Here is a 12,978-nt window from a genome sequence, read left to right as displayed (position 1 = left end):
GCTTTCGCAATTCCGCGCCTATCGCGCTTTCCTGCTCAAACTCGAAGCTTTATCCGCCTCAGTCCTGGAGGACTTTAGTGGCTTTCGCTCTAATCACCAATTCGGGAAACCCGCGGTGTTTATCGCTTCAACCGTCCCACTCATGACCTTACCGGCCTGGCCGAACCAGACCCGAGTCTCTGTCGCCGATCCGAAGATCAACATCTAGAACACCCTGGCTCGAGCGATGCTCGAAGAGTGGAGGTGGCCGCTCCGGGGCCGGAAGCCCGCCCGAAGACTCGCGCTTGCTTCCCGCCGCACCCTGGCGACTCGGAGAACACTACACACACCCTGACGCCGTTTCAAATCGCCAGGGCAACTTTTTTCGTGCGGTGTTCCGGCCCCACTCTAGACCCCGGGGCAAGCCCCCGTCTCTCGTTCGCCGCACGAGGCCCCGGGCGCCCTGGCGGCCCCTCCTCAGGCAGGCGTGAACAGCTCGACCGGGTTGCCGGCCGGATCCTCGACCACGGCCTGAGCGCCACCCCGGCCGTCGATCCGGCTGGTGCGTACGCGCGCTCCGGCATCACTCAGGCGCCGGAGCTCCTGGTCGACGTCGGACACCTCGAGCTGGATGCGGTTCCAGCCACCGGGGCTGGGGATCTTGCCGTCGTCGGCCGGCTGCCCGGCGCCCCCTGCGCCAGGGCTGTTGAGCATGAGCCTGAGCCCATGGCCCTCGAGCAGGGCGAATCCGCCGGCCTTGGGTCCGACGTCCTCGAACCCGAGCTCGCGGTAGAACGCGACGGCGGCAGGGATGTCATCGACGATGTAGCGGAATCCGGGAACCATCTGTCTCTCCTTTCTGCAACACTGCTGTTGCATAGTAGGCTCGTGACATGGCTTCTCGTCAAGGGCGAACGGATCCTCGGGTGGTGCGCAGCCGAGAGAAGGTGCTCGAAGCGGCGCTCGCCGAGCTCGCCGAGCGCGGGTACGGCGGATTCAGCATCGACGGTGTGGCAACAAGAGCCGGAGTCGCCCGCAGCACCATCTACCGGCTGGGCCACGACCGGCTCAGTCTGGTCGCAGCGGCGATGGAGACGCTCAACGTGCAGCCTCGTCCGGAGGCCGGTGGGCAGGACCCGCGAGCCGACGTGGTCGCGATCGTCACCCATCTCGCCGCTGCCATGCAGTCGTCACTGATGTCCGACTGCCTTCCCGCGGTGCTCGACGGTGCCGAACGCGACGCCGAGCTCCGGGAGCTGCATCATCGCTACAGCGCGCAGCGACGTACGCGGCTGATCGATGCTCTCACCCGGCTGCGCGATTCCGGTCAGGCTGTCGGCGATCCGGAACGAGCGGCGGAGGCACTCGCGGGCGCTGTGTTCTACCGGCGGCTGATGACGCCGGAGCCGCTGCGTACGGACGAGGTCGAGGGATTGGTGGCGACGGTTCTCGGGGAGCGGTGATCGGCCGGAGGGATCAGCCGACGCCGACGTGCTGGTAGTCGAGGTCGATCAGGGCGATGGCACGGTCGCCGTACGCGTCGACCTCGCGGGGATAAGGAGCGCCGGTGTAGCGGGTGGAGATCTCGTCGATGATCTCCCAGCGGCTCTCGTCCTCGACCCAGCCGACGACGCGGCCGCGGAGGATCACCGGCATGTAGTCGTTCTCCGCCGGCGCCAGGGAGAGCGCGATGCGCGGGTCGGTGTGGAGATTCCGGTATTTGCGGCCGCGGTTGCCGGTGAGGAAGACGACGTGGTCGCCGTGGGTGCCGATCCAGACCGGCGAGGTGCGCGGCGCACCGTCGGGTCCGATGGTGGCGACGTGAGCGAGGTTGGTGGCTTCGAGGAACGGGCGTACGGCGGAGTCGATCATCGGATGTTCTCCCAGCTGTGGCGAACGGATGCGTCGGAGTTTCCTGAAGAGACTCTGCGACCGTAACACCTGGCGTTCCTTCAGGGAACCCCGAATGCTAGATTTCGGATCATGCAGCGTACGAACTTCGGCGACATGGCCTGCTCGATCGCGCGCACGCTGGACGTGATCGGGGAGCCGTGGTCGCCGCTCGTGCTGCGCGACATCTGGGTGGGCATGAACCGCTTCGACCAGATCCAGGCGGACCTCGGGATCTCGAGGAAGGTGCTCACCGAGCGGCTCGGGCACCTGGTCGAGCGCGGGGTGCTGGAGCGACGGGCGTACGACAACCGGCCGCGTTACGAATACGTCCTCACCGAGAAGGGGCGCGAGCTGGTCGACGTCCTGATGGTGATGGCCGGGTGGGGCGACAAGTGGCTCGCGGGCGAGGCCGGGCCGCCCGTGCTCTACCGGCATCACGCCTGCGGGGAGATCGGCCGGGTCGATCTGCGGTGCGCCCACTGCGGGGAGCCCATGCACGCCGGCGACATCGAGGTGCTGGCCGGGCCGGGGGCTGCGCCGGAGCCGGTTTCAGCGGGGTAGCGGGCCGGTGTAAGCCTGCCGCGCCGACTCCACGGCGGGCATGTTGGCCTCGGACCAGGTGCCGACGGCGGCGAACACCGCTTGCAGGCTGCGGCCGAGGTCGGTGATGTCGTATTCCACGCGGGGTGGGACCTCGGCGTAGCAGCGGCGCTCGACGAGGCCGTCGCGCTCGAGCTGGCGCAGACGCTGGGTCAGTACCTTCGACGAGATCGTGCCGAGCCGACGCTCCAGCTCCACGAAGCGCTGGGTGCCGTATTCGTGCAAGGCCCACAGGATCGGTGTCGTCCACCGGCTGAAGATCAGCTCGACCGCCGGCGCGATCGGGCATGCCTCCACGGGCTCTTCGGTGCTCGGGTGCCAGGTCATCTCGCTCCAATACTTACCTTGGGGAACCCACTGTATCGAGGGATCTAACGTCATCGGCACCAAGTTCTCACCCCATGAATGGAGACCTCGATGATCGTCATCACCGGAGCGACCGGAAACGTCGGACAGCCCCTCGTCGAGCTGCTGGCCGAGGCCGGGCACACCGTCACCGCCGTCTCGCGCGGGACGTCGGCGCCGCTGCCGACGCGGCCTGGAGTCACCACCGCGGTCGCTGACCTCTCCGACGTCGCGACCCTGGTCCCGGCCCTGGAAAGCGCCGAGGCGCTCTTCCTGCTGGTCAGCGGCGCCGGCGCTCACGTCGACGGCCCGGCACTGATGAAGCATGCAGAGGCAGCAGGCGTACGCCGGGTCGTGCTGCAGTCGTCACAGGCGGTCGGCACCCGGCCGGGAGCGGTGTCGCACGCGCCGCTCGTCGAGCTCGAGGAGGCGGTGCGGAGCTCGGGGATGGAGTGGACGATCCTGCGTCCGGGCGGCTTCGCGAGCAACGCGCTCGCGTGGGTGCCGATGATCAAGGAGATGGGTGCCGTCCATGCTCCGTACGCGGACGTAGCCCTTCCCGCCGTCGACCCGCTCGACATCGCTGAGGTCGCCGCAGCGGTTCTGACCGAGGACGGTCACGCCGGACGGACCTACGAGATCACCGGGCCGGTCGCGACCACGCCCCGGGAGCGGGTCGCAGCGATCGCTGCCGCGACCGGCCGGCCGATCGAGCTCGTCGAGCTGACTCCCGAGGAAGCTCATCGCCAGATGTCGACGTTCATGCCGCCGGTGGTCGTCGAAGGGACCCTCGCCATCCTCGGGCAGCCGACCGACGCCGAGCGCGCGGTCAGCCCGCACGTCAAGGAGGTCCTGGGTCGGCCCGCCCGTAGGTTCGAGGAGTGGGCGCGGCGGTTCGCCGCTGCGTACGCCTGAGGTCAGAGGCCTCAGGCGGCGCCCAGCTCCTTCAGCTCGGCGCCGTCGATGCGGTGGACCTCCCACTCGTCCTGCGGGACCGAGCCGAGGGAGCGGTAGAAGGCGATCGACGGCGCGTTCCACTTGAGCACCCACCACTCCAGGCGCCGCCAGTCGTTCTCGACGCAGATCTCGGCGAGGCGGGAGAGCAGCGCCTTGCCGGCTCCGGCACCACGCCGCTCCGGGTCGACGAAGAGGTCCTCGAGCCAGATGCCGTTGCGGCCGGTCCAGGTGGAGAAGGTGACGTACCAGACCGCCATGCCGATGACGACGCCATCGTTCTCCGCGATCAGGCAGTGGGTGGTCGCGGTGCCCGACTCGGGGAAGAGCGCCGCGGTGAAGTCGGCCTCGGTGGCCTCGACGGCGTCGGGCTCCTTCTCGTAGACGGCCAGGGCGTGGACGAGGCGGAGGATCTCGGGTACGTCGGCGGGCACTGCATCGCGGATGGTGACGGTCACGGTGCCGATCCTAAGGCTACTGACGAGTTGGAGAACGCGCGTTCTAGCGAGACGAAAACGCAATCGCGGTGCAACAAAGGCTTCCTACGTTTCGGGGCGTCCCCAACAGATTGGAACCCCCACATGACGCAGACCCAGTCACGTCGGAACTTCCTGCGCAACGTCGGCCTCGCCGGTGGCGCGGGTGTCATGTTGCACGGCATGGGTGCTCTCGGGCTCACCTCGGCTCACGCCGCGGAGACTCCCGCCTTCACTCCTCCCAAGCCATCCGATCTCGCCCGCGCCGGCCGCAAGTCGGTCGTCATCCTCGGCGGTGGCATCGCCGGGCTCGCCGCCGCGTACGAGCTGTTGAAGGGTGGCTACCGGGTCACCGTGCTCGAGGGACGCGACCGGCCGGGCGGTCGCAACTTCACCGTGCGCGGCGGGACCCGGGTGACCGACCTGAACGGCGTCACCCAGGTCGCCGGGTTCTCACGGGGCGAGTACATGAACGCAGGCCCGGGGCGGCTTCCGCAGAGCCACATCACGCTCGACTACTGCAAGGAGCTGGGCGTCCCGATCGAGGCCTTCACCAACCAGAACGCCAACGCGCTGCTCTACTACCCGGGCGACCACGGCATCGGGGCGGTCCAGATGCGGCAGGCGAAGGCCGACACGTACGGCTATGTCTCCGAGCTGCTCGCGAAGGCGACCGACAAGGGCGCGCTGGACGCGGAGCTGACCGCCGAGGACAAGGAGGCGCTGATCGCGTTCCTGAGGAGCTTCGGTGACCTCGGTTCCAAGGCGGAGGGATACGCCTACACCGGCTCCAGCCGTGCCGGCTACACCGTCGAGCCAGGTGCGGGTCAGGAGTCCGGCACCGAGGTGGCGCCGCACGCGATGAGCGCAGTCCTGGCATCCGGCCTGGGGCAGTACTTCTCCTTCGAGTTCGGCTACGACCAGGCGATGATGATGTATCAGCCGGTCGGCGGGATGGACGCGATCCCGTACGCCTTCGCCAAGGCCATCGGGGCGGGGAACATCCGCTACGGCGCCGAGGTGGTCGAGTGGAAAAACACCTCGACCGGTGTCTCCGTGGCCTACAAGGCTCGTGGGAAGACCCAGCTGATCGAGGCGGACTTCGCGATCAACTGCATGCCGCCGCACATCGCCGCCAAGATCCCGCACAACCTCGGCGCCGACATCACCGCGAGCCTGAAGTCCTTCGGGCCGTCGAACGCGGGGAAGATCGGGATCGAGTACGACCGGCGCTGGTGGGAGGAGGACTTCCGGATCTACGGCGGGATCACCAACACCCGCCTCGACCTGCGCAACATGTGGCATCCGTCGTACGGGTTCCACGGGGACAAGGGCACCATGATCGGCTACTACAACACCGGCAGCGCGGCGGACGCCTATGGCGTGCTCACGCCCGCCCAGCGGCTCACGCGCGCGGTGGACCGGGGCAAGGAGATCTTCGGGGACGTCTACGGCGAGGGCATCACCGCCTCCTACAGCCAGGACTGGAAGACGCAGAAGTTCTCCGAGGGAGCCTGGGCCTACTCGACGACGGCGGACACCGATCCGCTCTACACACGCCTGTTGGACGCCACCGGCAACACCTACTTCGCCGGGGACCACCTCAGTCACGCGGTCGCCTGGCAGCACGGTGCGATCACCGCCGCCCGCGCCGCCGTCGAGAAGCTGCACGCGCGGGTGACGGCATGATGTCGCCGCGTACGAAGGTGGTGGCCGTGGTCGGGCTGACCGCGGCACTGGTCGCTCCGACGGCAGCGGTCGCGGGAAGCAAGTGGGAGCCTGCTTTTCATGGGCAGAGTCCGCCACGTGGCGGGGAGACGATCTCGGTGCTGCCCGCGGGGCAGGACAACCCGTCGATCGCCAACGGGGTCGCGATCGGGCCGGAGGCCGCGATCTACAAGACCAGTGGGCTCGGACCGTCGCGGCTGAACACCGGGGCGAGCGGGGAGCTGGCCTATATCGACACCGAGGTCTTCGCCGGAGGCCAGCTGCCGGCGGGCGTGACCATCACCGAGGCCCAGGGGATCAACGTGCTGCGCCGGATCGGGGAGAACCTCGAGGCGGCGGGACTCTCCTACGACGACGTGATCACGATGCGCGTCTTCCTGCAGAACCCCGCGGGCGAGGCGAAGATGGACTTCGCCGGCTGGAACCGGGCCTACCGGCAGTTCTTCGCCAACACGTCGGTCTCGACCGGCGAGGCGATCCCGGTGCCGTTGGGATCCGCCGCACCCGCGGCTCCGATGGTGGTGAACCCGGCCCGACCGTCCCGGTTCGCGCTCGAGATCGAGAACCTGCCTGTGGACGGGTGGCTCGTGGAGGTCGAGGTGGATGCGGCCTATCCGGTGAAGAAGAGATAGGTCGCCGGAGACGAGACCGCCCTCCCCGAGTGCTGCTCGGGGAGGGCGGTCTCTTGTCAGCTCAGACGGTGGTCAGAGCTTGGCAAGCTTGGAGAAGGGGCTGGCGATGCGCACCAGTCGGGGACCGAAGTCGACAGTGACTGCGGCCGTTTCTTTGTTGACGACCCGACCCAGGCCGAAGGAGTCGTGGGAGACCAGGTCTCCGGACTCGAACTGCTCAATGACCGGCTCGGGATCTGCCTTGAAAGGACTCGCGGCGAAGTGTCGCCGCCGGGGGGTTGAGGTAGTCATCTCTTCGAGTATGTGGCCTGGGACACCGATAAGGGAATGCACAGGTTGGTCACAATGGCCCATCAGGACAGTTCCTCAGGCGCGCGCGTAGTCCGACTGGTCGAAGCTGGCGCTGCGTCGGTAGTGGGCCGAGATGCTCGGCCAGTTGGTGGTGATCCGGCCGTTCGTCTCGCGATACCAGGAGGTGCACCTGCTCCAGACGCTGTCGGCCAGCCGGCCCTGGATCCGGGCGTCGTAGGCCTCCTCGACCTCCGCCCGCACCTCGAGCGGGCCGGCGACGGCGACGTGGTCGGCGTACCGACCCAGGTAGCGGGCCTGGGTCTCCAAGAAGTAGATGATCGAGCCGCCGCCGGTGTTGGTGTTGGGGCCGTACATGATCAGCAGGTTCGGGAATCCGGGGACGGTCATGCCGTGGTAGGCGTGGGCGCCGTCCTTCCAGTGGGTGTGCAGGTCGCGGCCCTGCGTGCCGGTGATCGTCATCGGGGCGAGGAAGTCGGTGGCCTTGAACCCGGTGCCCCAGATGATCACGTCGACCTCGTGGTGCCTTCCGTCGGCGGTCGTCACCCCGGTCGAGGTGATCTCGGTGATGTCGTCGGTGATCAGGTCGACGTCGGGCTGGGCGAGCGCCGGCAGGTAGTCGTCGGCGAAGAGGACGCGCTTGCAACCGAACGGGTAGTCGGGCCAGACCTTCTCGAAGAGCCCCGGCTTCGCCGCGGTCTGCGCCTTCATGTGGCGCCTCGACCAGGCCCGCATCACCGCGCTGAGCGGCTTGATGTGGAAGGTCGTGGTCAGCCACTCGGCCTGGGTCCAGATCTTCGCCCGGTCGAGGAGCTGCGGGACCGGGTGTGCCGGGTCGGCGCGCTCGAAGTCCTTGCGCGGGACGATGTAGGGCGCCGAGCGCTGGAAGACGAGCACCTGGGCCGCTTCCTTCCGGATCTCCGGCACGAACTGGATCGCGCTCGCTCCGGTGCCGATCACCGCGACCCGCTTCCCGTCGAGCCTGAGGTCGTGGTCCCACTCGGCCGAGTGGAAGGCCTCGCCCCGGAAGGTGTCGGCGCCCGGGATGGCCGGGATCGACGGCCGGGAGAGCTGGCCGACTGCAGGGACGAACAGGTCGACCGTCTCCGTCTCCCCCGTGCTGAGGCCGAGCTGCCAGGTCTTCGACTCCTCGTCCCAGCGGGCGGAGGTCACCTCGGTGTGGAAGCGGATGTGGCGGCGTACGTCGTATTTGTCGACGACCTGGTGGATGTAGTCGAGGATCGCGGGCTGGCGGGCGAACTTGTGGGGCCAGTGCCGGTTGGGCTCGAACGAGTAGGAGTAGAGGCTGGAAGGTACGTCGCAGGCCGCTCCCGGGTAGGTGTTCTCCCGCCAGACGCCGCCGACGTCACCGGCCTTCTCGAAAACCACGATGTCGTCGTGGCCGCGCTTCTTGAGCTCGATCGTGGCGGCCAGACCGCCGAAGCCGGTGCCGATGACTGCGATGCGCAAGGGATCCTCCGAGGGGCCGGGAGCGACGGTGTGACCTGGACCATACCGGGAGAATGTGAGCCGCGGCGCCCCTGGACCGAACAGCAAGAAGTGAGACACCCGCTCGTCAATGCTTATTAGGTTGGGCTAACCTAAGAAGCATGATCGTCTGCCAGTGCCGAGTCGTCACCGACCGTGACGTCGATGCTGCGCTAGCCGACGGGGCTCGTACGGTCAGCGCGATCTGCCGCTCGACGGGCGCCGCTCAGGACTGCGGATCGTGCATCTTCTCGGTGAAGAAGCTGGTCACCCGGCATCTCGAGCACGAGTGCTCGCACCTCGAGGCGGACGGCGCCGCGAGCTGACCTCGACGCAACCGGTCGCAAACTGAGTCTGTCCTCACTCCCGGGGTGGCGTGCGAGTATCGGGAAAGATCCCGTTCCCGGAGGTACGTCATGCAGCCAGTCGATCCGCGCGTCGTCGAGCTCCTCAACGAGGCGCTCACATTCGAGCTCACCGTCACCAACACCTACTTCCTGCACGCCAGGATGCTGGACAACTGGGGACTGCCGAAGCTCGGCAAGGTCTTCTACGACCTGTCCATCGACGAGATGCGCGACGCCGACGACCTGATCAACCGGATCCTCATGTTCGACGGCCACCCCAACGTGCAGCGGCTCAACGCGATCCAGGTCGGCGAGACCGCCGAGGAGATGCTGACCCTCGCGCTCGCCAGCGAGCGAGCCGCGGTCGCCCAGTTCAACGCCGGCGGCGAGGAGTGCCACCAGCTCGGCGATCACGGCACTGCTGCGGTCTTCGAAGAGATGGTTCGTGACGAGGAGAAGCACGCCGACTGGTTCGAGGCACAGCTCGACGCCATCGAACGCGTCGGCCTCCAGGCCTACCTGGCTCAGCACGTGGGTGCGGGCGAGGGACCCGGCTGAGCAACCCGGGCCCGTCGTCCCTCGGTGTCAGGCGGGCACCACGTCGTCGATGCAGAGGATGTTGTCCTCGCTGTCCTTGAACCAGGCGGCATGGCCGGCCCCGCCCATCCCTGCGACGTCACCGTCCCAGGTCACGCCGGGCATGTCGAAGTGCTCGAAGCTGATGCCCTTGGCGCCCAGGTCGTCGACCTCCTTGCGGACGTCAGCCACGTGGAACTGGGCGATCGTGTGCCCGGCCTTGCCCGCCTGGTCCGTCTCGTAGAGATGGAAGGACGTCCCACCGGACGTCGTGTAGACCAGCCCGCCCGGGTTCTCGTCGACCGGCTCGAGGCCGAGCTTGTCGGCGTAGAAACGGCGCGCCCGCTCGAGGTCGGCGGCCGGGATGTTCGCCATCACCGTGCTGTCGGTCAGCATCACGGCCTCCTTCAGGCGCTCTCGAACCAGGGGTGGCGCAGGTCATAGAAGGTGGCGTCCTTCATGGCGTAGTCGAGCTCGCGGCGTACGTCCTCCGGAGGCTCGATCTGCTCACCCTTGCGCGCCGCGGCCTCGCTGGTGAACGCGACGGTGTCGATGAAGCTGCCGTCGGCCTCGATCGCGAGAGTGCCGCCGAGGATGTCCGGGCGCGCCTCGTGCAGTGCGGTCGTGTCGGTCATCATCGCCTTGAGCCGGCTCGGGTCGTCGACGCGGCCACGGATGATCTGCACGAAGCCGGCGTCGTCGGAGCCGCCGTCGAAGAGCAGGGTGACGTCGTCGCAGTCGTGGAACTCCATCGGCCCGTCCATCACCTCGGCCATCTTGGCGGCCCACTCGCCCTGCTCGGGACGGTCCGAGTTGGCCATCGCGGCTTCGCGGGACTCGAAGCGGACCACCCCGATGAGCTGGTCGTCGTCGGTGAACCCATAGGTGCCCCCGAGCCAGCCGGTCGCTCCCGGAGCCAGGTCGCGACGCCACTCGTCGAGCAAACGGTGGGCCTCCTCCTGCCGGGTGCAGGGGCCCTGAATCATCTGGATGAACATTGCTGCCTCCTCGGTCGTCGGTGTGCCAACGGACCGGTCGAGGCAGATCCCGGGCCCCGGCCGGGCCCACTCGCAACGTACGTCCGACCGGGTTCCGGGCGCATACCCCAAACGGGGCTTTTTCGGAGAACTCCGTGAAACGACGCCGTCAGTCGACCTCGACCCAGTCGAGGGTGCGGTCGACGGCCTTGCGCCAGCCGGCGTACCCGGCCTCGCGCTGCTCCTCGCTCCAGGCCGGCTGCCAGCGCTTGGACTCGTTCCAGTTCTGGCGGAGCTCGTCGGTGTCCTTCCAGAACCCGACGGCCAGCCCGGCGGCATAGGCGGCGCCGAGCGCGGTCGTCTCGGCGACCACCGGGCGGCTGACCTCGACGCCGAGGACGTCGGCCTGGATCTGCATGCACAGCTCGTTGACCGTGACGCCGCCATCGACCTTGAGCACCTCGAGACGTACGCCGGAGTCCTTCTCCATCGCGTCGGCGACGTCGCGGCTCTGGTAGCAGATCGACTCCAGGGTCGCCCGGGCGATGTGTCCGGAGGTGTTGAACCGGGAGAGGCCGACGATCACGCCGCGGGCGTCGGAGCGCCAGTAGGGCGCGAAGAGACCGGAGAAGGCGGGGACGAAGTAAACCCCACCGTTGTCCTCGACCTCCTTGGCGAGCGTCTCGGACTGGGCGGCGTTGCTGATCACCCGGAGCTGGTCGCGCAGCCACTGCACCGCGGAGCCGGTGACCGCGATCGATCCCTCGAGCGCATAGGTGGGCGGCTGGTCGCCGAACTGGTAGCAGACCGTGGTGAGGAGGCCGTTCTCGGAGCGGACGAGCTCCTGGCCGGTGTTGAGGAGGAGGAAGTTGCCGGTGCCGTAGGTGTTCTTGGCCTCGCCGGCGTCCAGGCAGACCTGGCCGACCATCGCCGCCTGCTGGTCGCCCAGGATGCCGGTGATCGGGATCTCCCCCTTGAGGGGGCCGTTCGCGAGCGTGGTGCCGTAGGCCTTCGGCTCGGAGGAGGGCCGGATCTCGGGGAGCATCTGCCGTGGGATGTCGAAGAAGCCGAGCAGCTCGTCGTCCCAGTCCAGGGTCTCGAGGTTCATCAGCATGGTGCGGCTGGCGTTGGTGACGTCGGTGACGTGGACGCCGCCGTGGGGACCACCGGTCAGGTTCCAGACGACCCAGCTGTCGGTGGTGCCGAAGATGGCGTCGCCGTTCTCCGCGGCCTCGCGGACGCCGTCGACGTTCTCCAGGATCCACTGGATCTTGCCGCCGGAGAAGTAGGTCGCCGGCGGGAGGCCCGCCTTGCGGCGGATGATGTCGCCTCGCCCGTCCTTGTCGAGCGCCGAGGCGATCCGGTCCGTGCGGGTGTCCTGCCAGACGATCGCGTTGTAGTAGGGCCGCCCGGTCTTCTTGTTCCACACGACCGTGGTCTCGCGCTGGTTGGTGACCCCGAGGGCGGCGATGTCGGTGTGGGTGAGCTTCTTCTTGTTGAGCGCCGTCTGGATCACCGAACTGGTGCGCTCCCAGATCTCCACCGGGTTGTGCTCCACCCAGCCCGCCTTCGGCATGATCTGCTCGTGCTCCAGCTGGTGGCGGGTCACCTCGTTGCCGCCGTGGTCGAAGATCATGCAGCGGGTGCTGGTGGTGCCTTGGTCGACGGCTGCGACGTAGTCGGGCATGTCGGTCCTCTCCGGTGTGCGGGCTCCCTTGCCTTGGGTTCGTTCCTACCGTCTTCGAGGTTCGGAAGACCAGCACGACCGGCCGTACCCGACTATTCGTCCGCCGACTCGGCGAGATCCTTGAGGGCGCGGAGGCGGGTGTCCCAGGCGTTGCCGATGCGGTCGAGCTCGTGGGCGAGGGCGTTGAGACGGGAGCCGAGGGCGGCGTAGACGATCTCGCGGCCGCGGCGCTCGGAGGTGACGAGGCCGGCCTCGGAGAGTACGTCGAGATGCTTGACGATCGCCTGGCGGCTGACGGGAAGCACCCGGGCCAGGGCGGAGGCGGACATGGCCTCCTGCCCCAGCCGGGTGAGGATGTCCCAGCGGGTCTGGTCTCCCAGGGCCGCGCACATCTCGGGGAGAGTGGGGGTCGCGGTCACGCGCGCGCCTCGACGTACGTCTTCGCGGCCTCGAGCTCCATGGCCCAGCCTCCGTCGTTGCCCTCGCGCTCCTTGAGCCAGACCGCGGGGTCCTCGGACAGGGTCGAGAAGCCGCTCTCCAGGACCTCGAGAGTGACGCCGCCCGCATGGTTGTCCTTGATCCAGAACTCCACCAGGGTGCCCTCGGTGATGTCGCGGTAGGGGGTGCCGAGCCAACGGAACGCGGCGTAGCGCGGCTCGTCGAGCTCGACCGTCCGGAACCGGAAGTCGCCCATCGTCGGGTCGGTGACCACGGTGATCTCGGTGCCGTCGTCGGCGGTCTCGACGCGGGTGACCTGGTTGTCGAGAACTGTGCCGTCGTTGATGTACCACCCCGGGCGGGTGATCAGGGACCAGACCTTCTCGGCGCTGGCGGCGATGTCGATCCGGCGGTTGATGCTGTCGAGCTCGGCGAGCTCTTCGGTGGTGTGAACCATGAGTCCTCCTCGGTAGCTGACTTGCAACCTCAGTGTTGCATTTCAGTCCGCTACTTGCAACCGTTTGATTGCAGGTTGGTTCGAGGCTGCGT

The 12,978-nt window shown here is 67.9% G+C and carries 19 protein-coding genes; 8 read left to right on the top strand and 11 right to left on the bottom strand.

The features are described from left to right. The coding region (locus tag WBG06_RS11795) for a hypothetical protein (protein ID WP_336736921.1) at positions 1–208 on the top strand (208 nt) is incomplete at its 5' end. A 248-nt stretch (positions 209–456) separates the two neighbouring features. On the opposite strand, the gene WBG06_RS11790 is transcribed toward WBG06_RS11795, so the two are convergent. Further along, entirely contained in the window at positions 457–825 is a 369-nt protein-coding gene (locus WBG06_RS11790) for a VOC family protein (RefSeq protein WP_336736920.1), read from the bottom strand. A gap of 83 nt (positions 826–908) precedes the next feature. Here WBG06_RS11790 and WBG06_RS11785 point away from each other — a divergent pair, with 83 nt between their 5' ends. Further along, positions 909–1,442, top strand: coding sequence for a TetR-like C-terminal domain-containing protein (locus WBG06_RS11785; protein ID WP_336736919.1), 534 nt, complete (start codon positions 909–911; stop codon positions 1,440–1,442). A 13-nt stretch (positions 1,443–1,455) separates the two neighbouring features. Here the strand turns inward: WBG06_RS11785 and WBG06_RS11780 are convergent, their stop codons facing one another. Further along, a complete protein-coding gene (locus tag WBG06_RS11780) occupies positions 1,456–1,851 on the bottom strand; it encodes a TIGR03618 family F420-dependent PPOX class oxidoreductase (RefSeq protein ID WP_336736918.1) in 396 nt (131 codons plus the stop codon). 111 nt (positions 1,852–1,962) lie between these two features. On the opposite strand from WBG06_RS11780, the gene WBG06_RS11775 reads away from it, so the two are divergent. Beyond that, entirely contained in the window at positions 1,963–2,433 is a 471-nt protein-coding gene (locus WBG06_RS11775) for a winged helix-turn-helix transcriptional regulator (protein WP_336736916.1), read from the top strand. Here the strand turns inward: WBG06_RS11775 and WBG06_RS11770 are convergent. Then, entirely contained in the window at positions 2,422–2,799 is a 378-nt protein-coding gene (locus WBG06_RS11770) for a winged helix-turn-helix transcriptional regulator (RefSeq protein WP_336736915.1), read from the bottom strand. The two genes, WBG06_RS11775 and WBG06_RS11770, sit on opposite strands and share 12 nt — an antisense overlap. Positions 2,800–2,889: 90 nt before the next feature. Here WBG06_RS11770 and WBG06_RS11765 point away from each other — a divergent pair, with 90 nt between their 5' ends. Beyond that, positions 2,890–3,732 carry an NmrA family NAD(P)-binding protein gene (locus tag WBG06_RS11765; RefSeq protein WP_336736914.1) on the top strand — a complete coding sequence of 281 codons (843 nt, stop codon included), beginning with the start codon at positions 2,890–2,892 and terminating at the stop codon, positions 3,730–3,732. Positions 3,733–3,743: 11 nt separating this feature from the next. Here the strand turns inward: WBG06_RS11765 and WBG06_RS11760 are convergent, their stop codons facing one another. After that, complete coding sequence (locus WBG06_RS11760; RefSeq protein WP_336736912.1) at positions 3,744–4,229, bottom strand: GNAT family N-acetyltransferase; 486 nt, start codon at positions 4,227–4,229, stop codon at positions 3,744–3,746. A gap of 123 nt (positions 4,230–4,352) precedes the next feature. On the opposite strand from WBG06_RS11760, the gene WBG06_RS11755 reads away from it, so the two are divergent. Together WBG06_RS11755 and WBG06_RS11750 are read left to right on the top strand one after the other, a co-directional pair. Continuing rightward, the gene (locus WBG06_RS11755; RefSeq protein WP_336736911.1) at positions 4,353–5,936 is read left to right on the top strand and encodes a flavin monoamine oxidase family protein; all 1,584 of its coding nucleotides are present in this window, start codon (positions 4,353–4,355) and stop codon (positions 5,934–5,936) included. Then, entirely contained in the window at positions 5,933–6,607 is a 675-nt protein-coding gene (locus WBG06_RS11750) for a Rid family hydrolase (protein WP_336736910.1), read from the top strand. Before WBG06_RS11755 ends, WBG06_RS11750 begins: the two co-directional genes overlap by 4 nt. 72 nt (positions 6,608–6,679) lie before the next feature. Here WBG06_RS11750 and WBG06_RS11745 read toward each other — a convergent pair whose 3' ends face one another. Both WBG06_RS11745 and WBG06_RS11740 read right to left on the bottom strand, forming a co-directional pair. Continuing rightward, positions 6,680–6,898, bottom strand: a complete 219-nt coding sequence (locus tag WBG06_RS11745; protein WP_336736908.1) for a hypothetical protein — start codon at positions 6,896–6,898, stop codon at positions 6,680–6,682. Between the two features lie 75 nt (positions 6,899–6,973). Further along, entirely contained in the window at positions 6,974–8,386 is a 1,413-nt protein-coding gene (locus tag WBG06_RS11740; RefSeq protein ID WP_336736907.1) for a flavin-containing monooxygenase, read from the bottom strand. A gap of 140 nt (positions 8,387–8,526) precedes the next feature. Between WBG06_RS11740 and WBG06_RS11735 the strand changes: the two genes are divergently transcribed. Beyond that, positions 8,527–8,730: a (2Fe-2S)-binding protein gene (locus WBG06_RS11735; protein WP_336736906.1), complete on the top strand. Its 204-nt coding sequence runs from the start codon at positions 8,527–8,529 to the stop codon at positions 8,728–8,730. 90 nt (positions 8,731–8,820) lie between these two features. Beyond that, complete coding sequence (gene bfr, locus WBG06_RS11730) at positions 8,821–9,309, top strand: bacterioferritin (RefSeq protein WP_336736905.1); 489 nt, start codon at positions 8,821–8,823, stop codon at positions 9,307–9,309. Between the two features lie 27 nt (positions 9,310–9,336). Here bfr and WBG06_RS11725 read toward each other — a convergent pair whose 3' ends face one another. The 5 genes from WBG06_RS11725 to WBG06_RS11705 all read right to left on the bottom strand — a co-directional run bounded on the left by WBG06_RS11725 (position 9,337) and on the right by WBG06_RS11705 (position 12,886). Further along, positions 9,337–9,723, bottom strand: a complete 387-nt coding sequence (locus tag WBG06_RS11725) for a VOC family protein (RefSeq protein ID WP_336736904.1) — start codon at positions 9,721–9,723, stop codon at positions 9,337–9,339. Positions 9,724–9,734: 11 nt separating this feature from the next. Beyond that, on the bottom strand, positions 9,735–10,325 hold the full coding sequence (locus WBG06_RS11720) for a hypothetical protein (RefSeq protein WP_336736903.1): 591 nt from the start codon (positions 10,323–10,325) through the stop codon (positions 9,735–9,737). A gap of 148 nt (positions 10,326–10,473) precedes the next feature. Continuing rightward, on the bottom strand, positions 10,474–11,991 hold the full coding sequence (gene glpK, locus WBG06_RS11715; protein ID WP_336736902.1) for a glycerol kinase GlpK: 1,518 nt from the start codon (positions 11,989–11,991) through the stop codon (positions 10,474–10,476). A 92-nt stretch (positions 11,992–12,083) separates the two neighbouring features. Next, a complete protein-coding gene (locus WBG06_RS11710) occupies positions 12,084–12,410 on the bottom strand; it encodes an ArsR/SmtB family transcription factor (RefSeq protein WP_336736901.1) in 327 nt (108 codons plus the stop codon). Next, complete coding sequence (locus WBG06_RS11705) at positions 12,407–12,886, bottom strand: ATPase (protein WP_336736900.1); 480 nt, start codon at positions 12,884–12,886, stop codon at positions 12,407–12,409. The genes WBG06_RS11710 and WBG06_RS11705 overlap by 4 nt, the downstream gene beginning before the upstream one ends. Positions 12,887–12,978: the final 92 nt, after the last annotated feature.

Origin of the sequence: Nocardioides sp. CCNWLW239 (assembly GCF_037137035.1) — a bacterium.
Classification (GTDB): Bacteria; Actinomycetota; Actinomycetes; order Propionibacteriales; family Nocardioidaceae; genus Nocardioides.
The sequence above is the reverse complement of the archived record's forward strand: the minus strand, read 5'-3'. Positions and strand labels throughout refer to the sequence as shown.

Bases quoted from the DNA above. Each gene is read 5' to 3' on its own strand.
- WBG06_RS11790 (WP_336736920.1), bottom strand. From the start codon at position 825: ATGGTTCCCGGATTCCGCTACATCGTCGATGACATCCCTGCCGCCGTC.
- WBG06_RS11780 (WP_336736918.1), bottom strand. From the start codon at position 1,851: ATGATCGACTCCGCCGTACGCCCGTTCCTCGAAGCCACCAACCTCGCT.
- WBG06_RS11775 (WP_336736916.1), top strand. From the start codon at position 1,963: ATGCAGCGTACGAACTTCGGCGACATGGCCTGCTCGATCGCGCGCACG.
- WBG06_RS11770 (WP_336736915.1), bottom strand. From the start codon at position 2,799: ATGACCTGGCACCCGAGCACCGAAGAGCCCGTGGAGGCATGCCCGATC.
- WBG06_RS11765 (WP_336736914.1), top strand. From the start codon at position 2,890: ATGATCGTCATCACCGGAGCGACCGGAAACGTCGGACAGCCCCTCGTC.
- WBG06_RS11755 (WP_336736911.1), top strand. From the start codon at position 4,353: ATGACGCAGACCCAGTCACGTCGGAACTTCCTGCGCAACGTCGGCCTC.
- WBG06_RS11750 (WP_336736910.1), top strand. From the start codon at position 5,933: ATGATGTCGCCGCGTACGAAGGTGGTGGCCGTGGTCGGGCTGACCGCG.
- WBG06_RS11745 (WP_336736908.1), bottom strand. From the start codon at position 6,898: ATGACTACCTCAACCCCCCGGCGGCGACACTTCGCCGCGAGTCCTTTC.
- WBG06_RS11735 (WP_336736906.1), top strand. From the start codon at position 8,527: ATGATCGTCTGCCAGTGCCGAGTCGTCACCGACCGTGACGTCGATGCT.
- bfr (WP_336736905.1), top strand. From the start codon at position 8,821: ATGCAGCCAGTCGATCCGCGCGTCGTCGAGCTCCTCAACGAGGCGCTC.
- WBG06_RS11725 (WP_336736904.1), bottom strand. From the start codon at position 9,723: ATGCTGACCGACAGCACGGTGATGGCGAACATCCCGGCCGCCGACCTC.
- WBG06_RS11720 (WP_336736903.1), bottom strand. From the start codon at position 10,325: ATGTTCATCCAGATGATTCAGGGCCCCTGCACCCGGCAGGAGGAGGCC.
- glpK (WP_336736902.1), bottom strand. From the start codon at position 11,991: ATGCCCGACTACGTCGCAGCCGTCGACCAAGGCACCACCAGCACCCGC.
- WBG06_RS11705 (WP_336736900.1), bottom strand. From the start codon at position 12,886: ATGGTTCACACCACCGAAGAGCTCGCCGAGCTCGACAGCATCAACCGC.